This window comes from Altererythrobacter xiamenensis (genome assembly GCF_900177715.1).
Classification (GTDB): domain Bacteria; phylum Pseudomonadota; class Alphaproteobacteria; order Sphingomonadales; family Sphingomonadaceae; genus Erythrobacter; species Erythrobacter xiamenensis.
Window position 1 is genome coordinate 391,314 of sequence record NZ_FXWG01000001.1, and the last position, 25,410, is coordinate 416,723.

General features: G+C 62.0%; 21 protein-coding genes and 1 tRNA gene. 15 read left to right on the top strand and 7 right to left on the bottom strand.

The genetic code is table 11. The features are described 5' to 3' along the window. Window positions 1-103 precede the first annotated feature (103 nt). A complete protein-coding gene (locus CCE89_RS02065; protein WP_143255938.1) occupies window positions 104-562 on the top strand; it encodes a DUF4440 domain-containing protein in 459 nt (152 codons plus the stop codon). Between the two features lie 48 nt (window positions 563-610). Here the strand turns inward: CCE89_RS02065 and CCE89_RS02070 are convergent, their stop codons facing one another. Next, window positions 611-1,426: a universal stress protein gene (locus CCE89_RS02070; protein WP_086436368.1), complete on the bottom strand. Its 816-nt coding sequence runs from the start codon at window positions 1,424-1,426 to the stop codon at window positions 611-613. 181 nt (window positions 1,427-1,607) lie between these two features. On the opposite strand from CCE89_RS02070, the gene CCE89_RS02075 reads away from it, so the two are divergent. Beyond that, the gene (locus CCE89_RS02075) at window positions 1,608-3,065 is read left to right on the top strand and encodes a carotenoid oxygenase family protein (RefSeq protein ID WP_086436369.1); all 1,458 of its coding nucleotides are present in this window, start codon (window positions 1,608-1,610) and stop codon (window positions 3,063-3,065) included. A gap of 10 nt (window positions 3,066-3,075) precedes the next feature. Here the strand turns inward: CCE89_RS02075 and CCE89_RS02080 are convergent, their stop codons facing one another. The 3 genes from CCE89_RS02080 to uvrC all read right to left on the bottom strand — a co-directional run bounded on the left by CCE89_RS02080 (window position 3,076) and on the right by uvrC (window position 6,085). Further along, window positions 3,076-3,315 carry a hypothetical protein gene (locus CCE89_RS02080; RefSeq protein WP_086436955.1) on the bottom strand — a complete coding sequence of 80 codons (240 nt, stop codon included), beginning with the start codon at window positions 3,313-3,315 and terminating at the stop codon, window positions 3,076-3,078. 70 nt (window positions 3,316-3,385) lie between these two features. Further along, on the bottom strand, window positions 3,386-3,598 hold the full coding sequence (locus CCE89_RS02085) for a cold-shock protein (RefSeq protein WP_086436956.1): 213 nt from the start codon (window positions 3,596-3,598) through the stop codon (window positions 3,386-3,388). A gap of 519 nt (window positions 3,599-4,117) precedes the next feature. After that, window positions 4,118-6,085: an excinuclease ABC subunit UvrC gene (uvrC, locus tag CCE89_RS02095; protein ID WP_086436371.1), complete on the bottom strand. Its 1,968-nt coding sequence runs from the start codon at window positions 6,083-6,085 to the stop codon at window positions 4,118-4,120. Window positions 6,086-6,189: 104 nt separating this feature from the next. Between uvrC and CCE89_RS02100 the strand changes: the two genes are divergently transcribed. The 3 genes from CCE89_RS02100 to CCE89_RS02110 all read left to right on the top strand — a co-directional run bounded on the left by CCE89_RS02100 (window position 6,190) and on the right by CCE89_RS02110 (window position 10,025). After that, entirely contained in the window at window positions 6,190-7,320 is a 1,131-nt protein-coding gene (locus CCE89_RS02100) for a BaiN/RdsA family NAD(P)/FAD-dependent oxidoreductase (protein ID WP_234989950.1), read from the top strand. A 180-nt stretch (window positions 7,321-7,500) separates the two neighbouring features. Beyond that, the gene (locus CCE89_RS02105) at window positions 7,501-9,201 is read left to right on the top strand and encodes a WS/DGAT/MGAT family O-acyltransferase (protein ID WP_086436372.1); all 1,701 of its coding nucleotides are present in this window, start codon (window positions 7,501-7,503) and stop codon (window positions 9,199-9,201) included. Between the two features lie 8 nt (window positions 9,202-9,209). Further along, entirely contained in the window at window positions 9,210-10,025 is an 816-nt protein-coding gene (locus tag CCE89_RS02110; RefSeq protein WP_086436373.1) for an esterase/lipase family protein, read from the top strand. A 32-nt stretch (window positions 10,026-10,057) separates the two neighbouring features. Here the strand turns inward: CCE89_RS02110 and CCE89_RS02115 are convergent, their stop codons facing one another. Continuing rightward, window positions 10,058-12,775, bottom strand: coding sequence for a TonB-dependent receptor plug domain-containing protein (locus tag CCE89_RS02115; RefSeq protein WP_143255939.1), 2,718 nt, complete (start codon window positions 12,773-12,775; stop codon window positions 10,058-10,060). Between the two features lie 194 nt (window positions 12,776-12,969). Between CCE89_RS02115 and infA the strand changes: the two genes are divergently transcribed. The 7 genes from infA to CCE89_RS02150 all read left to right on the top strand — a co-directional run bounded on the left by infA (window position 12,970) and on the right by CCE89_RS02150 (window position 18,136). Continuing rightward, complete coding sequence (gene infA, locus CCE89_RS02120; protein WP_011413465.1) at window positions 12,970-13,227, top strand: translation initiation factor IF-1; 258 nt, start codon at window positions 12,970-12,972, stop codon at window positions 13,225-13,227. Window positions 13,228-13,233: 6 nt separating this feature from the next. Next, complete coding sequence (locus CCE89_RS02125; RefSeq protein ID WP_086436375.1) at window positions 13,234-13,806, top strand: Maf family protein; 573 nt, start codon at window positions 13,234-13,236, stop codon at window positions 13,804-13,806. Continuing rightward, window positions 13,799-14,779 (top strand): Rne/Rng family ribonuclease, encoded by a 981-nt coding sequence (locus tag CCE89_RS02130; protein WP_234989891.1) that lies wholly within the window; start codon window positions 13,799-13,801, stop codon window positions 14,777-14,779. The genes CCE89_RS02125 and CCE89_RS02130 overlap by 8 nt, the downstream gene beginning before the upstream one ends. Next, window positions 14,772-14,960, top strand: a complete 189-nt coding sequence (locus CCE89_RS02135; protein WP_086436376.1) for a DNA gyrase inhibitor YacG — start codon at window positions 14,772-14,774, stop codon at window positions 14,958-14,960. The genes CCE89_RS02130 and CCE89_RS02135 overlap by 8 nt, the downstream gene beginning before the upstream one ends. A gap of 101 nt (window positions 14,961-15,061) precedes the next feature. Further along, window positions 15,062-15,137, top strand: a tRNA-Phe gene (locus CCE89_RS02140). A 54-nt stretch (window positions 15,138-15,191) separates the two neighbouring features. Next, entirely contained in the window at window positions 15,192-15,995 is an 804-nt protein-coding gene (gene purC, locus CCE89_RS02145) for a phosphoribosylaminoimidazolesuccinocarboxamide synthase (protein WP_086436377.1), read from the top strand. Between the two features lie 80 nt (window positions 15,996-16,075). Then, the gene (locus CCE89_RS02150) at window positions 16,076-18,136 is read left to right on the top strand and encodes a DUF3857 domain-containing transglutaminase family protein (protein WP_234989892.1); all 2,061 of its coding nucleotides are present in this window, start codon (window positions 16,076-16,078) and stop codon (window positions 18,134-18,136) included. Window positions 18,137-18,143: 7 nt separating this feature from the next. On the opposite strand, the gene CCE89_RS02155 is transcribed toward CCE89_RS02150, so the two are convergent. Then, window positions 18,144-19,031, bottom strand: coding sequence for a diacylglycerol/lipid kinase family protein (locus CCE89_RS02155; protein WP_086436379.1), 888 nt, complete (start codon window positions 19,029-19,031; stop codon window positions 18,144-18,146). 104 nt (window positions 19,032-19,135) lie between these two features. Between CCE89_RS02155 and CCE89_RS02160 the strand changes: the two genes are divergently transcribed. From CCE89_RS02160 to purQ, 3 genes are all read left to right on the top strand, one after another. Then, window positions 19,136-21,985: a M16 family metallopeptidase gene (locus tag CCE89_RS02160; RefSeq protein ID WP_086436380.1), complete on the top strand. Its 2,850-nt coding sequence runs from the start codon at window positions 19,136-19,138 to the stop codon at window positions 21,983-21,985. Between the two features lie 78 nt (window positions 21,986-22,063). Continuing rightward, window positions 22,064-22,312, top strand: a complete 249-nt coding sequence (gene purS, locus CCE89_RS02165; RefSeq protein ID WP_086436381.1) for a phosphoribosylformylglycinamidine synthase subunit PurS — start codon at window positions 22,064-22,066, stop codon at window positions 22,310-22,312. Continuing rightward, window positions 22,312-22,989, top strand: a complete 678-nt coding sequence (gene purQ, locus CCE89_RS02170) for a phosphoribosylformylglycinamidine synthase subunit PurQ (RefSeq protein ID WP_086436382.1) — start codon at window positions 22,312-22,314, stop codon at window positions 22,987-22,989. Before purS ends, purQ begins: the two co-directional genes overlap by 1 nt. Before the next feature lie 24 nt (window positions 22,990-23,013). Here purQ and CCE89_RS02175 read toward each other — a convergent pair whose 3' ends face one another. After that, window positions 23,014-25,365: a putative bifunctional diguanylate cyclase/phosphodiesterase gene (locus CCE89_RS02175; RefSeq protein WP_234989893.1), complete on the bottom strand. Its 2,352-nt coding sequence runs from the start codon at window positions 25,363-25,365 to the stop codon at window positions 23,014-23,016. Window positions 25,366-25,410 lie beyond the last annotated feature (45 nt).

Consider the following 25,410-nt stretch of genomic DNA (forward strand, 5'->3'; position numbering starts at 1 on the left):
GCTGCGTACGGGGAATGATACGCAAGCGCAGGCATTGCTGATTTTCGAGGGGGAGCGGATACGGCGCCCCTTGAGGCTCTCCCCTGAAACAAGGGGACTGAAAATGAAATCTGCAATGACAATCGGCGTTCTCGCCGCAGCCGCACTCACCGCAAGCCCGCTCGCCGCCCAGGAATGGTCGGATGAGCAAGCAGAAGTCTGGCAATGGGTAGTCAGTGCCTGGGACGAACATGCCGATCCGGGCACCTGGCACGAGATTCTGGACGATGACGGTTACGGCATGAACGGCACCTATCCCGTCCCGACCTCAAAAGCCGAGATGAGCCGGGGCGCTTCCAAATTCGGTGCCGAGGGGAAAGTCCTGCACCACAGGCTCGATCCGCTCGCGATCACGGTCAGCGGCGATACTGCCATTGCCTATTACTATGCCGGAATCACCGAAGAGAACTACAAGGGCGAGCGTGAGAACAATACCGAGAAATGCGCCGACACACTGGTAAAGCGCGGAAACGAATGGCGTTTCCTTGGATGGCATTGCCTCACACTCGACAGTGGCGATTGAGCGATAGTGGAGGGCCCCACCCCCCGGGGCCCTCCACACCCGAGGCGTTCAATGCGCCATCAGGATCGGGATACGCGGGTTGGTCAGGCTGCGGCGAGTTACGCCGCCAAGCACCATCTCCGACAGGCGCGAGCGGCCGTAGGCACCCATCACCAGATATTCGCATTTCCGCACGGCGGCCGCAGCGAACAACGTGTCGGCAATCGGCCCATCCTCTTCCGGTATCTCTACTATCTCGGCCTCGATTCCGTGGCGGCTGAGATATTCGGCACCTTCGACCGGCGGGAAGTCGAACTTCTCCTGCGCCTTCTTCTCGCCGATCGTGACGAGGTAGACCTTCGAGGCTCGTGCCAGCATCGGTACCGCCGCGCGCAGGGCGACGCAGCTTTCGGCGGAACCATTCCACGCCACAAGCGCGGGGCCGCTGCTGTCAAGCTTCCCATGATCTTTCGGCACCACGAGCACCGGAGTGCGCGAATGGAGGACGAGATCGCCGACGAGGCGCGACGGCCGTGCACCTTCCTCACCCACGTCGTTGGGTCCGACCACGATCACGTCGCTCATCGCCGCCTTTTCGAGCAGCCGGTGTTCGGCCATGCCGTACTGGAATATCCATTCCCAGGCGACGTCCTCGTTGGCGAGATCGGCTTCGACCTTTTTGCGCAGTGCCTCGGCGTTCTCCTTGATGATCGGCATCGCCGCCGCCATTGCAGAGCCGTAGAAATCGCCCGGCGTGAAGATATCGAACGATACAGCCTGCAGGCAGGTCACGTGCCCGTCAAAGGTCCGCGCCAGATCGAGTGCGACCTGTATCCGGCTTTCGAGCCCAGGATCGTCATTGATGTGCAACAGTATGGATTTCACGACAGCCTCCTGTGTCTGGAAACTCGCCTTCCCTGCGAGCTTACATTACCGAATTTAGCCCTCTGTCTGCATGCAGCATTGATCGAGATCAAATTTGTATAAGCGTTCGTCGCGCCTTTCCCGCCCTTGCATAGCCGCATTGCTACGCTAACCTGCGAGGCCTGAGAGGAAAGCATCCCCCATGCAGATTACCCGCGAAGCGCCAGTCAGGATCTCGCTCGAACCGAGCAACCACCCCTATCTCTCGGGGCCCTGGACCCCGTGCCATGAAGAGGTGACGGTCGACGAACTGGAAGTCATCGAAGGCGAGATTCCGGCAGATATCGACGGGATTTACCTGCGCAATACGGAAAATCCCGTGCACCAGCCGCTCGGCCGTCATCACCCGTTCGACGGCGACGCGATGGTGCATCAGGTCAGCATCAAGGACGGGAAGGCGAGCTATCGCAACCGCTTCGTTCGCACCCATTGCTTTACCGAGGAACAGATCGTCGGCCGGTCTTTATGGGGCGGGCTGATGGACCCTCCGGGCACGTCGACGCGGCCCGGTTTCGGCGCACATGGTGGGCTTAAGGACACCGGCAGCACCGACATCATCGTCCATGCCGGCACCGCCTACGCCACCTTCTATCAATGCGGCGAAGCCTGGATGCTCGATCCCGAAACGCTCGAGAACAAGGGCAAGGCGCCCTGGGCACCGATCGATGGCGTGTCCGCCCATCCCAAGGTGGACGAGGAAACCGGCGAGCTGATGTTCTTCAACTACGGCGTCCATGCACCCTACATGCATTATGGCGTGGTCGATCGCGCGGGCAGGCTGGTGCATTACGTTCCCATCCCCCTGCCCGGCCCGCGCCTGCCGCATGACATGGCGGTGACGAAAAACTGGTCGATCCTCAATGACATGCCGCTCTATTGGGATGCCGATTTGCTCAAGCGCGACATCCACGCCGCGCGGCTGCATGACGATCCGACCCGCTTCGCGCTGATTCCGCGCCACGGCCAGCCGGAGGAAATCCGCTGGTTCCAGGCCGAACCGACCTATGTCCTGCATTGGACGAATGCCTGGGAAGAGGGAAGCGAGGTCGTGCTGGAGGGCTATCACCAGTCGAACCCCATGCCCGATCCGCTGGAGGAGTTCGGACGCTATGCGCACATGATGGCCTATGTCGACGAGCACAGCTTCGAATGCCGCCTGCATCGCTGGCGCTTCGACCTTGCGACCGGCGAATGCCGGGAGGAGCGCCTGAGCGACCGGATCGTGGAGTTCGGAATGATCAACCCAGCCTACGCCATGCAGCCGTCACGCTACGTCTGGTCGACCACGGCCAAGCCCGGTTGGTTTCTGTTCAACGGATATGTCCGGCAGGACACGCAGACCGGCGAAGAGCAGGTTTTTGAATTGCCGGATGGGGTCTATGCGAGCGAAAGCCCGATCATTCCCAGAAAAGGTGCGACGTCAGAGGATGACGCTTATCTCGTCACTTTCCTGATCGACGAGAATGCGGGCACGTCGGAACTAGCCATTCTCGATGCGAGCGATGTGGCCAAGGGTCCGATCGCCCGTACCCGTCTGCCGCACAAAATCAGCAGCGGCGTGCATGCGACATGGGTCGAGCGCGATATGTTAGGCGGTTGAGCCTGGTGGGCTAGGCGTCGGTCGTGGCGCTTGCCGCCTCTTCGTCTCGCTCTTGCGCTTCCTGTTGCGCAGCTTTCTCGCGCGCCATTTTCTGCCGTTGTTCGTCGACCGCTTTTGCCTGCGTGGCGAGCCCTCGCCAGGTCTTTTCGGCGCGCAGCTCACGCTGGCGGACATTATCGAGTGTCGCGTTGCGCGCAGCCTCGGCTGCGGCGTCAGCGCGTTCGCTGCAAACTTTATAGCTATCGGCCATTTTTGCCCTTTCGTTGGTGGAAGGGGGGATGTCGGGCACGACGACCAATCGCCGCGCCCGACAGCGAAAATCAGTCAGCAGCCGACAGGTTGACGGCGCTTTCCTTGCCATTACGGCCAACCTCGACATCGTAGTTCAGACGCTGATCCTTATCGATCGAGGTCATTCCAGCGGACTGGACCGCTGTGATATGAACGAAGCTGTCGTTGGAGCCGTCGTCGGGCTGGATGAAACCATAGCCCTTGTCGTGGTTGAAGAATTTCACTGTGCCAGTTTTGGCCATTTTCATTGTCCTTTCAGGAACATGTATTGCTTCCACGCATCATCGCGCAGAAGTCGTGCGTCAAATCGTCCGATGAAAGGAAGTCGTCGTCTGGTTTACGCCGGGGCCAATGGGAATAGGCAAGCGGCAGTCGGCAAAGTTCGAAGTCCGTCGCAAATTTCGACGTCAGCAAAGGTCTTCTAGCACGCCCTGCGCCAATGACCTAATTGCGAATTTGGCCGGACGACCGGAGTTGGGGTGGTTAGCGGATTATCCGCTTTAGCATTCAAACGCCGGAATACGCCATCAGGAGCGCGAAAGTAAGAAGCCCTGCTGGAATGAGGGCGCCCAGCGCTGCAACCACTCCGAGCAAACCAGTGGCTGGGGTCGCCCCCCTGAAATCCGCTATTGTTTTCCCAACACAGTGTAAAGCGGTCCAGAAAAGCAGAGCTATCGATAAGGCGGTCAGGGCAATCATAACTGTGAAATGTCAGCTTGGCGCAATCTCCGCAACCGGGTCGTTAGCAGGCGATCCGCAAATCACCCTCCGGCGTGGTAGAAATCGTAGATTTTGAGCGCCACCGCATCGCTGACGCCGGGTGCGCGCTGGAGGTCTTCGAGCGCGGCCGCCCTCACCTTGCTCGCCGTGCCGAAATGCAGCAGCAGCGCGCGCTTGCGGGCCGGGCCGATACCCGGAATCTCGTCCAACGGTGAGGCGCTGATTGCGCGGCTGCGCTTGGCGCGGTGCGCGCCGATGACATAGCGGTGCACCTCGTCGCGCAGGTTCTGGAGATAGAACAACAGCGGCGAATTGGTCGGTAGCGTCTTCTCGCGGCCATCGGGGAAGTGGAACACCTCGCGCCCTTCGCGCCCGTGATGCGGCCCCTTGGCGATGGCGATCAGGGCCACGTCCTCGATCCCCATTTCCTCCAGCGTATCGCGGACGGATGACATCTGCCCCTTGCCGCCATCGATCAGCACAAGGTCGGGCCAGTTGTCGTGATGCGTGCCCTTGTCGGAAGGAGTCGCATCCTCATCGCGCTCGGCCTCGGCCAGCTTGCGGAAGCGGCGCCGCATCACTTCGCGCATCATACCGAAGTCGTCGTTCGTCTGCGCTTCCCTGATATTGAACTTGCGGTATTGGTTCTTGATGAAGCCATCTGGTCCGGCGACGACCATCGCGCCAACCGCCTTCGCGCCCTGGATATGGCTGTTGTCATAGACCTCGATCCGCTGCGGAATATCTTCCAGTTCGAGGAATTCGGTCAGCTCGCGCATGACCTTGGCCTTGGTGCCCGTCTCGGCCAGCCTGCGGTCGAGCGCTTCGCCCGCATTGCGGGTCGCCTGCTCCATCAGCTTGCGCCGGTCGCCGCGTTGCGGGACCGAGACTGCGACCTTGCGGCCGGCAAGTTCGGACAGCGCCTGCTCGATAAGCTCGCCTTCGGGCAGTTCGCGATCGACCAGCACGGTCGGCGGCGGCGGTACTTCCTCGTAGAATTGCAGGATGACGTCGGAGAGCACCTCGGCCTCCTCAACGTCCTTCGTGTGGGTCGGGAAGAAGGCGCGGTGCCCCCAGTTCTGCCCGCCACGGATGAAGAATGCCTGGATGCCGACATGACCACCCTTGGCCGCCAGCGCGAAGACATCGGCATCGCCCACGCCCTGCGCGTTGATCGCCTGGGAGCCCTGGATGAAGGTCGCCGCGCGCAGCCGGTCGCGCAGGATCGCCGCGGTTTCGAAGTCGAGATTCTCCGCAGCCTTTGCCATCTGCCGTTCGAGGTCGGCCTGCACCGCGCCGGATTTGCCGGCGAGGAAGTCCTTCGCCTGGGTGACGAGGCCCGCATAATCTTCCTCGCTGATCCGCCCGACGCATGGCGCGCTGCACCGCTTGATCTGGTAGAGCAGGCAGGGCCGGTCGCGGCGGCTGAAGAAGCTGTCGGTGCAGCTCCGCAACAGGAAGAGCTTTTGCAAAGCGTTGATCGTCGTGTTGACGCTGCCCGCACTGGCGAAAGGGCCGTAGTAATTACCCTTGGCCTTGCGCGCGCCGCGATGCTTCATGATCCGCGGAAACTCGTGTCCGGCGCGCAACAGGATGAAGGGGAAGCTCTTGTCGTCGCGCAGCAGCACGTTGAACGGCGGGCGAAAGCGCTTGATCAGTTGCGCTTCGAGGAGCAGCGCCTCGGCCTCGGAGTTCGTGGTGACGATCTCCATGCTGCGGCACTGGCTGACCATCCGCTGGAGCCGTCCGGACAGCTGTTTGACCTGCGTATAGTTGGCGACCCGCGCCTTGAGGCTGCGCGCCTTGCCCACGTAGAGCACGTCACCGCGCGCATCGAGCATCCGGTAGACACCCGGCACCGGCTTCAACGTCTTCACCGTTTCCCGGATCGCGGTGACGCCCGCCTCAAGGTTAGGCTGCGCACTGGCAACAGTATAGGTTGCGCGCTCTTCGTTGAAGCGTTCCTTGCCACGTGGATCGTGGGGAGTTCCTGCGGGGGTGCGCGCCATGCACGTCAGATAGGAATCTTGCGTCCAAATGGCAAAGCCGCGATGGGGGCCTGGTGGAAAATCACTGTGATGCGATAATTCTGGGTGCTGGCGCTGCAGGCCTGATGTGCGCCGCCCGCGCGGGACAGCGTGGCAAACGCGTGCTGGTGCTCGAAAAGAGCGAGAAGCCGGGCAAGAAGATCCTGATCTCTGGCGGCGGGCGCTGCAACTTCACCAATATCGGCGCAGGCCCTGCGAATTTCCTTTCCGCCAATCCGCATTTCGCCAAGAGCGCGCTGGCGCGATACACCTCGCGCGATTTTCTCAAACTGGTCGAAAGCTACGGCATCGCCTGGCACGAAAAGACGCTGGGCCAGCTGTTCTGCGACGGTTCGGCGCAGCAGATCGTGGACATGCTTCTGGCTGAATGCGCCAAGGGTCCGGGCGAGGTCGACATTCGCTGCGGCGAAGGGATCGCCTCCGTCCAGCATGACGGCGATACGTTCACAGTGAAGACGCAGAACGGCAGCTACGGCGCGGCGGCGCTCGTCATCGCCACCGGCGGACCGTCCATTCCGAAAATGGGCGCGACCGGCTTTGCCTATGACCTTGCGCGGCAGTTCGGGATGAAGGTGGTCGAACCTCGTCCTGCCCTCGTCCCGCTGACCCTGGGCGGCGAGGAAGTGCTGTTCCGCGAGATCTCCGGCGTGTCGGCCCCGGTAGTGGCCACCGCCAACAAGGCTAGCTTCCCCGAAGCCGCTCTGTTCACCCATCGCGGTCTGTCCGGCCCGGCGATCCTCCAGGTCAGCTCCTACTGGCGACCGGGCGACCCGGTTTCGATCGATTTCCTCCCCGATCGCGGCGACGGCTGGCTGATCGAGGCCAAGCAATCGAACCCGCGTGCCACGCTGAAATCGGCGCTGCGCGAGGCCCTTCCCGACCGGCTGGCCGACATTCTTGCGGAAAAACTCGGCATCACCACCGAATTCGGCAATGTGCCCGACAAAGCCCTGCGCGCCGCCGAAGAGCGTCTCGCCAGGTGGCAATTCACCCCCAATGGAAGCGAAGGCTTTGCCAAGGCAGAGGTCACCGTGGGCGGGATATCGACCGCCGAACTTTCTTCCAAGACGATGGAATCGAAGCGAAATCCCGGCATCTACGCGATCGGCGAGGCGGTCGATGTGACCGGTTGGCTGGGCGGTTACAATTTCCAGTGGGCCTGGGCGAGCGGCGTCGCCGCAGGGGAGGCACTGTAGCCCGATTTCGCGCCCTGCCCTTGCGAAAGGGTTTGACGCGGGCGGCAAGTTGACCCCGGCCCCTCCTCTGGTAGCTTCATCCGTCCGGACGCAGGCAAACTGCGCCGCGCAGGGGATGCCAGCGCATGCAGAAATGCAAGGCGATGGCGCGGAAAGGAACGCATGCGCCAGTTACAGGGCATGGATTCATCGTTCGTCGCGATGGAAACGCGCAACTCGCCAATGCACATTGGCTCGATCCTGATCTACAATCCGGAGACGGCGCCGGGCGGCTTTGTCCGTTTCAAGGACATTCTCAACTTCTTCGAGAGCCGCAAGCAGCTGTCGCGCACGATCCGCCAGCGGCTGGTTCGCGTGCCTTTCGATCTCGACCATCCCTATTGGGTCGAAGATCCCGATTTCGATCTCGAATATCATGTCCGCCACGTTGCCCTGCCCAAGCCCGGTGACTGGCGCCAGCTGTGCATCCAGGCATCGCGTATTTTCGCCCGCCCGCTCGATCTCGATCGCCCACCGTGGGAGTTCACGGTGATCGAGGGGCTCGAAAACGTGCCCGGCGTTGCCAAGGGCAGCTATGCCATGGTTACCAAGGTGCACCACGCCGCGATCGACGGGATGAGCGGGGTGGACCTGCTCGAGGCGATGCACACGCTGAGGCCGGACGATCCGCCTCCGCAAACGCCCGATACCTGGAAGCCCGAGAAGATCCCCAATCCGGTCGAGCTGCTCGGCAAGAGCTATTTCAACGCTGTTACCAATCCCCTGAAGCAGCTCGAGGTCGCGGCGAAAGCAGCCCCCGGCCTTGCCAAGGCAATCAAGGGTCTGGTGGTGAAGGATTTCGACCTGTCGAGCGAGATGGTCGCGCCGAAGACACGCTTCAACAAGGTCATTTCGCCGCATCGCGTGGTCGAAGGGCGCAGCTTCCCTCTGGCCGATATCAAGGCGATCCGCGCACTCTCGCCCGACTGCAAGGTCAATGACGTGTTCCTCGCCATCATCGGCGGGGCCATGCGAAAATACCTGCTTTCCAAGGACGACCTGCCCAAGAAGACGCTCACTGCAATGGCGCCGATCTCTGTCCGCTCAAAGGAAGAGAAAGGCGACATGGGCAATCAGGTTGCCGCAATGATCGCGCCGCTCGGCACGCATATCGAAGACCCGCTGGAGCGGCTGAAATATGTCCACGGTCGCACGACCAACTCCAAGGCGATGTCGGAAGCCATGGGCGCGCGCAACATGACCGAGATGAGCAAGGTCTCGCCCGCGCTGTTCATGGCATTGGGCGCGCAACTCTACACTCGCCTCGGCCTAGCCAATCGCGGGGTAGGCCCGATTTTCTCGACCGTCGTCACCAACGTGCCCGGCCCGCCGGTTCCGATCTATTCGAGCGGTGCGCGGCTGGAAAGCCAGATGGGCCTGTTGTGCCTGACCGACGGATTGGGCCTTGGCCATGTCGTCCAGAGCTATTGCGGCGAAGCGACGATCGCCTTCACTGCCTGCCGCGAAATATTGCCCGATCCCGAGTTTTACATCGAGTGCATCATCGAAAGCTTCGAGGAACTGCTGGCTGCGGCAAGGGTTGTGGACACCAAGCCTTCGGAAAAGCCCGCAGCGACGGCAAAAGCGAAAGCCGCAGTGAAGGTGAAGACACCTGCCGCGGCCAAGCCGGGCGCCAAGACAAAACCAGCCGCCAAATCGGCCTCAGGAACAAAGGCAAAAGCGAAGCCTGCGACCAAACCGAAGGCCAAGGCGAAGCCAACACCGCGTCCCAAGGCCCAACCGAAGGCCAAGGCCCAGGCGAAGCAAAAACCCCAGGCTAAACCCAAATCCAAAGCACAGGCCGCCAAGAAGCCTGCCACCGCAAAAGCGAACAAGAAATAGGGAAGCATATGGCCAGTATCGCCATGACCAAGCAATTCACCCAAGCCGCGCCGAGCAAGCGAAACTCCAGACCGCCAAGCCGTTTCTGGACGCTTACAGAAGGGCGGGCCTTCTTCGAACTGGGCGCATTCTACATGCTTCGTCCGCTCCTGAGCCATTTGCCCAAAGGTGACGGCCACGCGGTAAAGGTTCTGCCGGGCTTCATGGCCTCCAACAGCTCGACGATCCCCATGCGGCGGCTACTGAGGGATCTGGGCTATGATGCGCATGGCTGGGACAGCGGACGAAATGTGCGCGTCGACAATGCGCTGATCGAACGGCTGGAAAACCAGCTTTTTCGATTGAATGACGACAGCGGCAAGACGGTATCGCTCGTCGGCTGGAGCCTTGGCGGTGTGCTCGCGCGCGAGTTGGCCAAGCTGCATCCCGAGCGGGTGCGACAGGTCATCTCGCTCGGCAGCCCGATCTCGGACGACCGCGGCCATACCAATGCCGCAAGGCTGTTCGAGTTCTTCAACGGCAAGGAACCCGAAGCGATGCAGGAAGGCCGCTTTCAGGGACTCGATGTCGCGCCGCCAGTACCGACCACCTCGATCCTGACCAAGACCGACGGAGTCGTTCACTGGCGTGGATCGGTGCAGAAACCGAGCAGGGAAGCACCCAGCGAGAATATCGAAGTCTACGCCAGCCATTGCGGGCTCGGCGTGAACCCGTCCGTGATGGTCGCCATCGCCGATCGGCTTGCGCAGTCCGAAGACGAGTGGATGCCTTTCGATCCTCATCCGGCGCAGAAGTGGATGTTCCCGACGACAGGTTTCGACTGAGACCGGTCTTCCGGACCCCGCGCGGTGCTGCGTCAGAACAGCTTGCGCAGGTCCACTCCGATATAACGACCCACAGGATCGATCAGGAACGGCTGGTAGCCAAGCGGCACCTCGCCATTCTGATCGGTCACGCGGCGGCGCGCGTCGAAGACGTTGTCGGCGCGCAATGAGACGCGGAAGTTCTTGAGGAAGCCTTCCTCCCTCTCCAGCACCTGCCCGAGATCGGCGAACACCCTCAGGTCGAAGGTCGCAAGGTCGCCGAAGAACAGGTCGCCATTGCCCAAGGCATCGCTGCCGTCGATCCGTGCCTTGCCGGTGTAGTTCCCCGAGAGCCGCACGCCCCAACCATTGCGGAACATCCCCGCCTCGAGCCGCGCGCTGTGCCGTGCCTGCCCGGTCGAGCCGGAGGCATCACCGTCGAGAAGATCGAGTTCCGGAATGCCGGGGGCGATCAGGATGGTGTTGGCAAGCTCGACCGTGTGGGTCAGGTTCACGAAATAGCGCCCGCGCCCGTCATCACCGCGGCGCCCGAAGCCCGGTCCGCCACCGCCCCGCCTTCCGCCACCTTGACCCGCGGCTTGGCGGTTCTGGCCGCCCTGCCCGCGCATCGCAGCCGGGTCCATGCTGCAGATACGCTCACGGAACTGCGCGAGACGTTCCTGATCGATGCTCCCGTCGTCCTTGCGGAACCGCTCGATCATGCGCGCGGCGCGCTCCGGATCGAAACCGGGGAATTGCGCCGAGAGATCCTCGCCGTTCGCAACCGCCTGAGCGAGCCGTTCGAGTACGGCCATCCCGTCCTCGGCACAAACGCGCTCGCGAAATTGCATGAAGGCTTCGCGCTGTTCGGGACTGGGCGGACCGCGACGCCCCTCGCCCCCGGGGCCGCCGGTGTCACCGCGCCTGCCTTCAGCCGACCGGCCTCCCCCGCCGCGAGGACCGCGCTGCGCCTCTCCTTCGCTCTCCGGACGCGCCTCACCGAAGCTGCCGCGCGTCGTCAGGCTGAACACCAATCGCTCGGAACGGGTGCGATCATAGGTGATGGGCCTGCGGTCGATCGAGACCAGCTGCCCGCTCGCATCGCGGGTGATCCGGTCGGGGAATGCCGCCTCAATCGCTGCGGTCACGGCCGGAAGGCTGCTCGTCACATCGCTCGACCGGTTGCGGACATATTCAGCGGAAAACCGCGTGTTCTCCCAGAACGGCAGTTCCCAATTGGCGGAAAACTTCCAGTCGCGCTGGGTTTCCGCCAGCAGATCGGGATTGCCGCCCGATATGATCGTTGCGAGCACCGTCTCGCCGTTCACGAAGTCGAACGTTGGCACGTTGAAGGTTTCGAGCCGCGGTGCGCCCAGCTGAGTGAGGCTGGGCGCTTCTTCGTTGACGATATGCGTCGCGCTCAGCGTCAGACTTTCCGTCGGCTTCCAAGTGAGCCCCGCGCTCCAGTCGTACAGCGTGCCGAAGTCGGACAGGTCCTCGATCCCCGCACTGAAATTTGCACTGAGGTCGCCGATCCCTCCCCAGGCCGCGCCATCCTCCGCGATGGGAACGACGATACTGGCCGCCCCGCCCAGCCGACGCCGGGTGAAGCGCGCGTCGCCGCTGGTGCGCGTGTCTTCGCTCGCGATCCGCTTCCAGTCGAGATCGGCGTTGAAGGTCGCCGAAAGCTCGCCTGCCGGAAGGTCGGCCAGCGTCCCGCGCATGCTGGCCTTGCTGTCGAGCGTCACGGTCTCGCTATCGGCGAAATCGGTCAGGTTGGAGCCCGCGCGCTCGATCTCGGTCTGCGTGTCCTGCAAAACCGCGTCCGCAGTCGCGGTGAATTGCCAGCCATCGATCGGCCGCGAGAGCGAAGCGGACGAGGAATAGGTCTGCACCTCGGTCCTGCGCTCGAGCGGGTCGAGCGTCACGAGGTCCTGCACACCCGACAGCGAGAGCGTTTCGCTGTATCCCGCGCTCGCATTGAGACTGAGCGAGGTTCCATTTTCGCCAAGCGCCTTGGCCCAATTGACGGTGCCTTCGTATTCGCGGCTGTCCGACACGAGGCTGCGGAACTGGCCGAGGTCGACTCCGGCGGGCAAAGCTGCGTCGTCAGCCTGGATCACACCGCGCTCGGCCTCGGTCAGCAATGAACTGTCGCTCGCTTCGAGGTTGACGTTGAACCGCGCACCATCGTTGATGGTCAGCAGCGTGAACTCCTGCTCGTTACGGCTGTAGCCTCCATCCCATGGCTGTTCGTATTCGAGCTCGATCTCGCGGCTCGAGTAATTCTCCTTGAGGATGATGTTGACCACGCGGCGGTCGGGTGGGAAGCCAAACTTCTGCGCTACTTCCTCCGGCATCACCTCGACTTTCTCGATGGCTTCTGGCGGGTAGCTACGCAGTTCTCGAAAGCTGCCGATCCGTATGCCGTTGACGAGGAACACCGGGCGGCCATCCCCGCGGCCGCGCGACGAACTGGTCTGCGGGCCGATCGCCTCGATCAGTTCGGCAATGGAGGTCGCGCCGATTGCCTCAATATCTTCTGCATTCAGTTCGAGCACAGGTGCCTGCTCGACGTCGAGCTGCCCGCGCAGCCGCTCGCCGGTCACCACGATGGCATTACCTTCGCCATCGACCGGCATTTCCATTTGAGGCACAGTGTCCTGCGCTGTCGGTGGAACAGCATCCTGGGCATTTGCAGGAAATGCCAGACTGCCGGCGGCAAGCGCTGCCAGGCACACGGATGTGCAGTACTGGGGGGGTGTTTTCATAGCGCGTGCTTTTTCTTACTTTGAGGCCTGCGGCAAGACGCTGAAATGTATCGATTTGCACCGCAAGCTACGAAACGCGCGACAAACCAGATGCAATCATATGAGACACCCTAACGCGTGAGGCTTCCATTTTGTTCTCACCGAGGGTAAAGGGCGCGCCCAGACACATTCACATAACGAGTTTAAGGATTTACATGGCCAAGGAAGAACTCCTCGAAATGCGCGGCAAGGTGGTGGAATTGCTGCCGAACGCGATGTTCCGGGTCGAGCTCGAAAACGGCCACGAAGTCCTTGGCCACACGGCTGGCAAGATGCGCAAGAACCGCATTCGCGTCCTGGTGGGTGACGAAGTGCTGTGCGAACTGACGCCCTACGATCTGACCAAGGCGCGCATTACCTATCGCTTCATGCCCGGCCGCGGCGGCCCCGGTCAGGGTCCCGGCCCGCAGTAAGCCCCGGTGGGTTCCCCCACTCTCATTCTTGCATCGGCCAGCCCGCGGCGGCGCGAACTGATCGCGCGGCTCGGGATCGAACCCGATGGCGTCCAGCCTGCAGAAATCGACGAGACGCCGAACAAGGGCGAGCTGCCACGCGACTACGCGCAGCGTATGGCGCGGGAGAAAGCGCTCGCCGTGTCGGCAGACGCGTATGTGCTCGCCGGCGACACGGTGGTCGCGGTCGGTCGCCGCATACTGCCCAAGGCGGAAGACGAAGCGACGGCGCGCCAGTGCCTCGATCTGCTGTCCGGACGGCGGCACACAGTGCTGTCAGCGATTGCCCTGCGCTCGCCCGATGGTACTCTGCGCGAGCGGCTGAGCGAAACCACGGTCAAGTTCAAGCGTCTCTCCAGCGAGGAAATCGATGGCTACATCGCTGGCGGCGAATGGCATGGCAAGGCGGGTGGTTACGCCATTCAGGGCGCGGCCGAAGGTCTGATCAGCTGGATCCAGGGGAGCCATTCCGCAGTCGTCGGCCTGCCGCTTTTTGAAACGCGCGCGCTGCTCAAATCGGCGGGGTTTGGCCTTGGGTGAGATAGCGCCGCAATGGCTGATCGAACACGGCATTGGCGAAACGCGCGCGCTCCTGATCGAGAGCGGGGAAGTCCGCGCCGCCAAACTTGCCTGGCCCGGCGAGTTACGCGCCGGCGAAATGCATCCTGCAAAACTTGTCGAGAAGACTAACGGATCGCGTCGTGGCGTGGCACTGCTCGAAAATGGGATCGAGGTGCTTGTCGATCACCTCCCGCCGGAGGCGACCGAGGGCGCCACTATCAGCGTGCAGATCACTCGCGCTTCCGTGGCAGAACGTGGTCGACTGAAACGCGCCCAGGCGCGATGCGTCCCCGAAGCCGATCTGAACAACGACTGCGCGCAGGACACGCTCTCTCTCGGCGACCATGTCCGCCGGCTGCCCAGCGGTCTGTGGGAAGAGGTCTGGCATGCCGCCTCCTCCGGAGAGATCGAATTTGCGGGCGGCACGCTCCTCATCAGTGTCACGCCTGCAATGACAGTCTTCGATATCGACGGGACCGGTAGCCCACGCGAACTCGCCCTCGCCGCGATCCCGGCCATCGTTCAGGCGCTACGCTGGTTTGATATCGGCGGGAATATCGGCATCGACTTCCCCACGCTCGCAGCCAAGGCAGACCGGCGCGCGGTGGACGAGGCATTGGCCACCGCCCTCGCCGACTGGCCGCATGAACGCACCGCCATGAACGGCTTCGGCTTTGTTCAGATCGTCGCGCGGCTCGAAGGGCCTTCGCTGCTGCACCGTTTCGCAACCTCGCGCACCGGGATGTGCGCTCGCTACGCCATGCGATGCGCGGAACTGGCGGAGGGGATAGGCCCTGTCCTCCTTCTGACGGTCCATCCCGCGCTCAAGGCCAAGCTCAAGCCGGAGTGGCTGGACGAACTGGCGCGGCGGACCGGAAAACAGCTGCGGATCGAGACGGATCCAGCCATTGCACTCGAGGCGCCCCATGCCCAGATACTGACCCATGAATAGAACCAGCCGCCCCTGCCCGATTTGCAAGAAACCACGTTCGGAAGAGTTTACGCCCTTCTGTTCCAGCCGGTGCAAGGACCGCGATCTCGCCCATTGGTTCGGCGATGGCTATGCAGTGCCCGGTCGCCCTGCCTCGCCCGAAGAAATCGCCGGGGAAATCATCCGCGAGGAAAGGGACTGAGATTCCCCCGATTGAGTCTTGCAAAAGGCTTCCCGCTTCGCCATAGGGCGGCGCTCCAACCGCTCGCCGGTCGATGAATGAGGCCGCCGCAAGAGTGATGTGCCCAGGTAGCTCAGTTGGTAGAGCATGCGACTGAAAATCGCAGTGTCGGCGGTTCGATTCCGTCCCTGGGCACCACACCGGCCCCCTCCCCTTCATCGCAGACCCGCGCCGTAAGAAGGACGCAAGTGCATGACGCGTCGCCGCCAGATTTACGAAGGCAAGGCCAAGATCCTCTACGAGGGCCCCGAGCCGGGCACGATCATCCAGTATTTCAAGGATGATGCGACCGCCTTCAATGCCGAGAAAAAGGGTACCATCAACGGCAAGGGCGTGATCAACAATCGCATCAGCGAACACGTCTTCACCCGCCTCGCCCATATCGGCATCCCGACGCACTTCATTCGCCGCCTCAACATGCGCGAGCAGTTGGTGCGCCAGTGCGAGATCATCCCGATCGAAGTCGTCGTGCGCAATGTCGCGGCAGGCTCGATCAGCAAGCGCCTCGGCATCGAGGAAGGCGAACCGCTGCCGCACACGCTGATCGAATATTACTACAAGGATGATGCGCTGGGCGATCCGCTGATCGCGGAAGAGCATATTGCCTGCTTCAACTGGGCTGGCCCCGAAGAGATGCAGGACATCGCCAGCATGGCGATCCGCATCAACGATTTCATGTGCGGCATGTTTGCCGCGATCGACATCCGCCTGATCGACTTCAAGCTCGAGTTCGGTCGGATTTTCGACGGCGACTATAGCCGCGTGATTCTGGCTGACGAAATCAGCCCCGATGGCTGCCGCCTGTGGGACATGAAGACGGGCGAAAAGCTCGACAAGGACCGCTTCCGCCGCGATCTCGGCGGTGAAAGCGAAGCTTACCAGGAAGTCGCGCGCCGTCTCGGCCTTCTCAACGAGGACAATGGCCCCGGCGAAGTGTTCGACCTGTCAGCGCATCGTGGCCGCCTTCGCCCAAGCGGCAATCCGCCGAAGAAGTAATTGTCGGCAATTGGGCTAGTACAAAGTAAAGCCATTGCAATTCCCTGACTTTTACTCATGATCTCCGAAATTGGGGTCTCATGAAAAGTTGGAAATTTACTTTAGCTGCGGTGCTGATGTCGTCGGCCAGCCAAGTGATCGCGCAGAACGACGAGATTACTTTTGGGCCGGCTCCGCAATGGGCTGTGCAGTCGGAAGCCGTAGACACGCCGGATAATGCGTCGGGTATCTTGCATATCCGGCGGCAGGACACGATCGTGCACCTGAACGACGACGGCCAGTTTTTCTATCAGGAGCAAATGGTCCGCATCCTGCGTCCGCAGGCTCTTCAGGCAGGTAATGTTGCAATCGCCTGGAATCCCGCCGCTGGAGCGCCGGTGGTCCACACGATCGCCATCCACCGCGACGGTGAGACCATCAACGTTCTCGATAAGGCTGAGTTCGAGATTCTTCGCCGCGAGGACCAGCTCGAAGTGGCAATGCTCGATGGATTGTTGACGGCCGTTATGCGCGTTCCCGATCTGCGCGTTGGCGACGATCTCGAAGTAGGGTTCACCGTTCCATCCCATGACCCCACATTAAGGGAACGGAACTCCGGACTTTTATTTCTCAGCCCATCACCGCCCAGCGGTCGGATCCAGCTCGCGCTGACCTGGGCGGACGGGCATGAACCCGGAACACGCATGACCGCTGACTTCGAGGAAATTGCCGAACGGAGCGACAAGTCAATCCGCTTGCTATTCGATGATCCTGATACAATCAGTCCGCCGGCCGATGCCCCGCCCCGGTACTCATGGATGCGCGTGCTCGAATATTCCGACTTCAAATCCTGGAGCGATATCTCGCAGATCTTTGCGCCGCTTTTCGAGAAGGCAAGCACGCTCGATACGAACTCTCCGGTTCGCGGTGAGGCTAAACGAATTGCGGGTCGAAACGAAAGCAAGCTTGCGCAAGCCCAGGCTGCGCTGGAATTGGTGCAGCAGCAAGTCCGCTATATCTATGTCGGACTGAACGGCGGCAATCTGACGCCTGCATCTGCAGACGAAACCTGGGACAGGCGCTATGGAGATTGCAAGGGCAAGACGGTGCTTCTCATGGCACTGCTCCACGAGCTCGGGATTGAGTCCGAAGCCGTGCTTGTAAACAATGCCGGGAGCGATGACGGCCTGGACTCACGCTTGCCTAGTCCAGGCATGTTCGACCACGTGGTCGTGCGGGCCAAGATTGATGGTGATACCTACTGGCTTGACGGAACCCTCCCCGATGTAGTCGAAGCCCGAACTTCCCCTTTCATGCCCTACCGGTGGGCTTTGCCGCTTTCTCCCGAAGGTGCCGAACTTACCCGCTTATCGGCTCCACTGATTGGCCTTCCCCGCGAGATGGGCCTGATGGAAATCGACGCGCGCGCCGGGTTCGATCAACCCGCCCGTATGGTCCAGACCACGGTGAGGCGCGGTCTGGAGGGGCTGGTAGAGTATATGCAGTTCTCGCTTTTGTCGGCCGAGCAATTGACCGCGTCTTTGCGCGACGCCTATGTCGGCGGCGGTCATTGGGACGAGATAGACGATGTCGAGTATCGATATGATCGCAAAACGCAGGCTAGCATTCTCAAGGTTACAGGCGTCGGCCCGGTAGATTGGGACCACAACGGCGGCGAACGCTACGACATGACGCTACCCGGCGGGGGCTTTTCCCCGCCCAGTCGCCGCCAGCGGCCGGACGGCCAGTCTCAGGACGTGCCTTACTATCTCGAACCGAGTTACGGTTGCCATGCGACGACCGTTCGACTTCCTGAAGGTACCGAGATGGAGAACTGGGCGTTCAATGGAACCTTCGACACCATGCTGTTCGGGCGATTGTACTACCGGATGATGGAAAAGCGCGATGACAAGACCATACGCATGGTTCGCGGATCGAAAGTGCTCGATCCGGAGATAAGCGCCGAACGCGCCAAGAAAGACAACGGAAGGATTTCCGCGTTCGATAACAGCATGGCGCGAATAGAGTATGATCCCGATCAGACATTCGAACCCTGGGGAAACCTGCGTCCGGTTCCTGCGACCTATGAAATCGACTGGACCGGCGAGAATGCTCCATGTCTCCCCCCGGACGTGCTGAAAATCGGGAGGCGAGGAGGCTAAGTAGCTCTCAGACCACGTAGCGCAGCGTCATACCGCTCGGCTGAATCGCATAGGCGCATTCGGGCATGTGGTCGCCGTCGACCTGAACCGGCGTCACGCAGCGATCGAAGGTGATCCGGCGGCAGCTTCTGATCTCGGCAAAGCCGAACCGCTCGACCGGCAGTCGAAGCATGGCCGCGAAGCTGAATGCCATCATGCCAAGGCGCGTCGCGCGGCGCAGCGTGATGAGTTCGACCGAATCCTCCGCAAGCGCCGCCTTGGGGCTGAGCTGGAACGGCCCTGCGTAGAGCGCGCCATGCGAGACGATCGCTGCCTCGGCCTCTGCCTCGAACATTTCGCCATCGCTTGTCTCACCGCGAATGATCATCGCATTGCGTGGCCATTCGCGCATCTGCTGCAGCATGGCGACAGCATAGGCATAGCGTCCAATGCGTTTCTTCAGCGCGCCTGAAACCCGCGCCACGGCATGGCTGTCCGGCCCGATCGAGAGGCAGGAAACGATCGGCAAGTCGCCGAGCGTGTAAAGCGGCGAAGTGATCCAGCTATCCGGCCCGCGCGCCCACCCATCTGCGACCTGCCTTGCTAGCGCGCCCGGTTCGACCGGGTAATTCAACTCGCGCGCGACGAGGTTGATCGTGCCCGAACGCGCAATACAGAGCGGAACCCGGCCTGCATCCGCGCCGAGCGCCTGCACCGTATCGCGCAACGTTCCATCCCCGCCATGGACGCAGATCAAATCTGCATCTCCCGACCACTGCGCCCCATCGGCGCGGGTCGGCACGGCATTAACGGTGAAGCCTTCGCGTTCGAAGGCCTGGACCAGCACGAGCAGACCCTCTTCACGGAAACTGCCCGACATGGGATTGTAGACGAGATCGAGCTTGGGTCTGGACATTGAAGCACCCGATAAAGCCTGTCTGTTCCCTCCGCCATAGGCGAGAGGCGGATAGCCACATTCAGGTCATTGTCACGTGGCCCGCGATAGGCCAGCAAGCATCTATGAAGTTTCATGTTCTCGCAGCACTTCCGCTGCTCTTCGCCGCACCCGCTCTTGCCCAGGAGGCCGTCCCGTCAAGCGAGCCGGTCTGGGCATTCGAGGAAAGCGATATCCCGGTCGATCCGGCGTTCCAGTTCGGCGTGCTTGAGAACGGCATGCGTTATATCTTGCGCGAGAATAGAACACCTGAAGGGACCGCGCTGGTGCGGCTCCACATCGGGTCGGGTTCGCTCGACGAGACTGACAGCGAACGCGGCCTCGCTCATTTCCTCGAGCACATGGCCTTCAACGGCTCGACCAATGTGCCCGAAGGCGAAATGGTCAAACTGCTCGAACGCGAGGGGCTCGCCTTCGGTGCGGATACCAATGCGTCAACAGGGCTTAAGCAGACGGTCTATAAGCTGAACCTTCCCCGCAACGATCTCGACCTGATCGATACCGCGCTGATGATCATGCGCGAAACGGCAAGCGAGCTGACCATCGATCAGGAAGCGGTCGAGCGGGAACGTGGCGTGATCCTGTCCGAGCGGCGCGACCGGCGCAATTTCTCCTACAAGGAACTGGAGGACCGCTTCGCCTTCACGGCGCCTGGCGCGCGGTATATCGACCGCCTGCCGATCGGAACGCTTGAAGTGCTCGAAAGCGCAAACGCCGCCGATCTCCGAAGCTTTTACGAACGGACTTATGTCCCGGCCAATGCGACACTGGTGATCGTCGGCGATTTCCCCGCAGAAGAGGTCGAAGCGCGCATCAAGGCGCGATTTGCCGACTGGCGCGGAGGGCCCGGTCCTGTCGAACCGGAAACCGGCCCGGTGAATCTCGCGCGGAAAGGCGAAACCGATATCTACATCGATCCGGCATTGAGCGAGCGTGTGCGCGTCTCACGCTTCGCCCCGTGGAGCGATCGGCCCGACACAGTCGCCACGCGCCAGCAGGGCCTGCTGCGCCAGGTCGGCTATGCCATCGTCAATCGTCGGCTGAAAAGCTTGGCGCGCGGTGAGAATGCGCCATTTCGCGGCGCGGGTTACGGCACGGGGGATGTTTTCGAGGATGGGCGCACCACCAGCCTCGTCGTCGATAGCGAAGATGGCAAGTGGCGCGCTGGCCTGACTGCTGCGACGACAGAACTGCGCCGTGCCCTGCAATATGGCTTCAGCGAAGCCGAGGTGGCCGAACAGGTCGCGCGGTTGCGAACGGCGCTCGAGAATGCTGCTGGGTCGAGCTCGACGCGGACCAACGGTGTGCTGGTCAGCGCCGCGCTCTCGCTGATCGACAACAAGCAAATTCCCTCGACACCTGAAAGCGCCCTCGCCCGGTTTGAAGCCTTCGCGCCCTCGATCACCGCCGATGCCGCGCTAGCTGCAATTCGCGCCGAAGCTGCCCCGCTCACCGATCCGCTGATCCGATTTCGGGGTCGCACAATGCCGGAAGGTGGCGCCGATGCCTTGCGGGCTGCATGGGACGCAGCCGTTACGCTGGAAGTGACTCCGCCCGAGAACATAGCGGCGACGAGTTTTGCCTATACCGACTTTGGCAAGCCGGGCATCGTCGTATCGGATGAGCGCAACGAGCGCTTCGGTTTCCGGCTGATCCGCTTCGCCAATGGCGTGCGCCTCAACCTCAAACAGACCGATATCCGCGAAGACCGCATCAGCTTCCGGCTATCGCTTGATGGGGGACAATTGATGGAAACGCGCGAGGATCCCCTCGCGACTGCGCTCGTCAGCTCGCTGCCATCGGGCGGGCTTGGCGCGCATTCGCAGGACGAGCTCGAAAGCGTGCTTGCAGGGCGGAGCGTGCGGTTCGCCATATCTTCGCAGGATGAATATTTCCGGATGAGCGGTGGGACAACGCCGCGCGATCTCGAACTGCAGCTGCAATTGCTTGCCGCCGCGCTGACCGATCCCGGCTATCGGCGCGAAGGGGAAGAGCGCTATCGCCGCGGTATCCGCAATTTCTTCGCCAATCTCGATGCGACGCCAAGTCGGGCCTTGGGGAACGCCATCGGTGGTACCTTGTCCGACAACGACCCGCGCTACAGCCTTCAGAGCGAGGCCGATTTCGAAGCGCTGACCTATGCGCGGCTCGCCGAAACCATCGGCGACCGGCTGGACAAGGGTGCGATCGAACTCGCGCTGGTGGGCGATTTCGACGAGCAGGTGGCCATCGATGCAGTCGCGGCAACGCTCGGTGCCCTGCCCCCGCGCGAGGCCGAGTTCCTGCCGCGAACAGAGGCCCGGGATCGCAGTTTCACCTCGGACCGGTCGACCCGAACGCTTACGCATAGCGGCGAGCCCGATCAGGCGCTGGTTCGCATGACCTGGCCGACCACGGATGACAGCGATCTGGCAGAGGCGCTGCGCCTCGCCCTGCTCAACCGCGTGGTGCGTATCCAGCTGCAGGAACAGCTGCGGGAGGACCTCGGCAAGACCTATTCGCCAAGCAGTTCGTCGAACACATCGGATACCTATCCCGGCTACGGCACCTTCAGCCTGACGGCATCGGTCGATGTTCAGGAGGTCGAGCCGACGCGCAATGCGATCCGGACCATGCTGGGGCAGCTGCGCAGTGAGGCAATCGATCAGGACACCCTCGATCGCGCCCGCCAGCCGCTCGTCGAAGCTTATGACAATATGCTCAAGACCCTGGGCGGATGGATGACGCTTGCCGACAACGCGCAAAGCAAGGCGGAGCGGCTCGACCGATTCGATCGCGCACCGGAAATCCTGAAGGAATTGACCGCGCAGGACATCCTGGCGACCGCGCAACGCTATCTCGCCCCCGATCAAGCGGTGGAGGTGCTCGTGCTGCCACAATCCGGCGAAGCCCCTGCGGAGAACGCGGCGGAATAGCGCCGCGCGCGATTGCGAAATGTGCCGTACTCGCTATAGGCTCGCCCCCAGACCCAAGCTCCCGACCAGGATAGTCCCATGAAAGTCCGCATTCTCGTCCGCCTCAAGCCCGGCGTACTCGACCCGCAAGGCCGCGCCGTCCACCATTCGCTGGAGGGATTGGGCTTCGACGGCGTCGAAGATGTCCGCATCGGCCGGATGATCGAGATGGAAGTGGCTGACGGGACGAGCGACGAGACGCTCGACGCCATGTGCCAGAAGCTGCTCGCGAACATGGTGATCGAAGACTACGCGATCGAGAAGGTCGGCCAGGCGGAGCACGCCTGATGCCCTTCCGCGCGGCAGTCATCACCTTCCCGGGATCGAATTGCGATCGCGACATGGCGGTCGCCCTGGAAGAAGTCTCTGGCGAAGCGGCGATCCGCGTATGGCATGGCGATGCCGACTTGCCCGCGAATCTCGATTTCATCGCGCTACCGGGCGGTTTTTCCTACGGCGATTACCTGCGCTCGGGCGCCATGGCGGCAAACAGCCCGATCATGCGTGCCGTGGTGGCCGCAGCCGAGCGCGGCGTGCCCGTCCTCGGCGTTTGCAATGGCTTCCAGGTGCTGACGGAAAGCGGGCTCCTGCCCGGCGCACTGATGCGTAACGCCAGCCAGAACTTCATCTGCCGCACCGCCGCTTTGAAAGTCGAAAACACGCAATCGCTGTTCACCAGCGGCTACGAGACGGGCGAAGTGATCCACATTCCGGTTGCCCACCATGACGGAAACTACTTCGCCGACGAAGAAACGCTCGACCGGATCGAGGGCGATGGGCGCGTGGCGTTCCGGTATTGCGATTCCGTCAACGGTTCGCGCCGCGATATCGCGGGCGTGCTGAACGCGGCGGGGAATGTCCTGGGCATGATGCCTCACCCGGAACGCGCCGTGGAGGCAGCGCATGGCGGCAGCGACGGTAGGCGGCTGTTCGAAAGCGTGGTTTCGGCGCTCGTTTCCGCCTGATGTAGTCGGCGGATCGGCGCGCGCTCAGGCAGAGCGGCGCATCGATTGGACGAACAGCTTGAGCGCATCTTCGCCCGTCATCGGCCGCCCGAAGTAGAATCCCTGGATCTTGTCGCAGCCGAGTTGGCGGATGAGCTGCGCCTCTTCCTCCGTCTCGACTCCTTCTGCTGTGGTCGTCATGTCGAGGCTTTGCGCCATGGCAACGACCGCGCGCACGATGGCGAGGCTTTCGGCATTACGGACGGCTGCACCCTGGACGAAGGTCTTGTCGACCTTGATCGTCGAGAAGCGCAGTTTGCGCAGGTAGCCAAGCGAGGAATAGCCGGTTCCGAAATCGTCGAGCGCAACCCCGCAACCCAGCGCCATGACCTGCTCGAGCGCGGCGCGAGCGATGCTTGCATCACGCAGGAAGATGCTCTCGGTCACTTCGATTTCGAGCCGTTCGGGGCGCAGTCCACTCGCCGCCAGCGCCTCGACCACCTCATTGGTGAAATCGGGTTCGAGCAGCTGCTCGGGCGACACGTTCACGTTGATCTTGACGTGCTCGGGCCACTTGCGCGCTTCCATGCAGGCCTGGCGCAGCACCCATTTGCCGATCGGGACGATCAGGCGCGTGTCTTCGGCCAGTGGAATGAACTTTGCCGGACTGACGAACCCGTGGTCCTTGCTCTGCCAGCGCACCAGTGCCTCGAAGCTGACGATCGTGTGATCATTGGCGTCGACGACGGGCTGATAGTGCAGCAGGAACTCGTCATTGTTGAGCGCATCGCGCAGCGACAATTCCAGCTGGCGGCGCTCTTCAGCCAATGCGTGGAGCGAAGGCTCGTAAACGAAGTGCTCGCCCCCACCCTCGTCCTTCGAACGATAGAGCGCGAGATCGGCGTTGCGCATCAATTCCTCGACGCTTTCGCCATCGCGTGGTCCGACAGCCGAACCGACACTCGCTCCGACATAACAGGTATGATTGTCGACCTGATAGGGCTGCGACAGACTCTCGATGATCTGCTTCGCGACGTTGGCAACGATCTTGGCTTCGGAAGCATCGCGGATGACCACCGCGAACTCGTCTCCACCCAAGCGGCCGCACAGGATGTTGTCGTTGACGATATTCTTGAGACGCGCGGCAACCTGGGCGAGCAGCTTATCGCCCACCAGGTGGCCGAGCGAATCGTTGACCGCCTTGAACCGGTCGAGGTCGATCATCAGGAAGGCGCATTTGGTGCGCCATTCCGCCGAGTATTTGAGCGCATCGCCCAATGCTTCGGTCAACTGAAGCCGATTGGGCAGCGAGGTGAGCGTATCGAAGCGCGCAAGGTAAGCGATCTTCTCGGAAGATTCGCGCTGCGAGGTCACATCCGAGCCAACTCCGCGAAAGCCCGCGAAATTGCCCTTGTCGTCGCGCATCGGCGTACCCGACAGTTCCCACCAGCGCGGTTCGCCGCGGATCGAGACTTCGACGATGAGGTTGGAGAAACTTTCACGGTTCTTCAGGCGATCGGCAAGGTCGTGAAGGCTGGCAGGGAACTTGCCCGTTTCCCAATGCTTGCCTGCGATAAGCTGCAGCAGCGGCTTGCCCTCGGCATCCGCCTGTTGCTGGGAGAGCGCATAGGCAAAACGCGGCGAAATCGCGCGAACCTTACGCGTCGTATCGATCTGCCACAGCCAGTCGGCCTCGCCTTCTTCGAATTCGCGCAGGAGGAGCGAGACGACCTCATCCTTCTCGTTCACACCGCTCAGCGCGAGTTGCGCGCGCAGCGATGTACGGGCGACTTCGATCGATCCGAACAGGGCAATCGCGGTAAAGATCGCCGACAGCGCGGCCAGCGAATTGTGCCCCTGCAATGCGAACGATCCGGCACACGCAGCGCCGACGATCCCGGTAAAGGAGATGATCGTAAGCGGCGCCGAGCCATAGAACAGGATCGAACCCAGGATCAGCGCCGCGATGATGGTCCACAAGGTCGCCTGGACTGCGAGAGGCAGACCGTGCGCGAGGAATAGCGGCGCTATGCTCCAGACCAAGCCGACAAGCCCGGCGAAAAGGACATGACGGCGGAATTCGGTATTCGTTATTTTCCGCTCGTGCGCTTCTGCTAGCCCCGCGTCGATCTTCACGCCCTGAATGCCGACCGCGGCGACGAGAAGGACCCACGCGCCGAGCCAGACAGGAGAGACACCGCGGTAGAGCAAGGCAGCAGCAATCACTGCAAACGCGAGATGCCCTACCATGCGATGAACGCTGTGCCTGCCAAGAGCGGCGAACTGGATTCCGCGCAGACGTGCCCACTCGCTGTCACTCGACCGGTCAAGGCCGAGGACAACGCCCGTAGAAAGCCTGCCTGACTGGTCGGCTGGGTTGGGGGCCTTGTTGCTCACAAGCCCGCGGCTAAACAAAAAAGGTTAGTAGCCAGTAAAGGACAC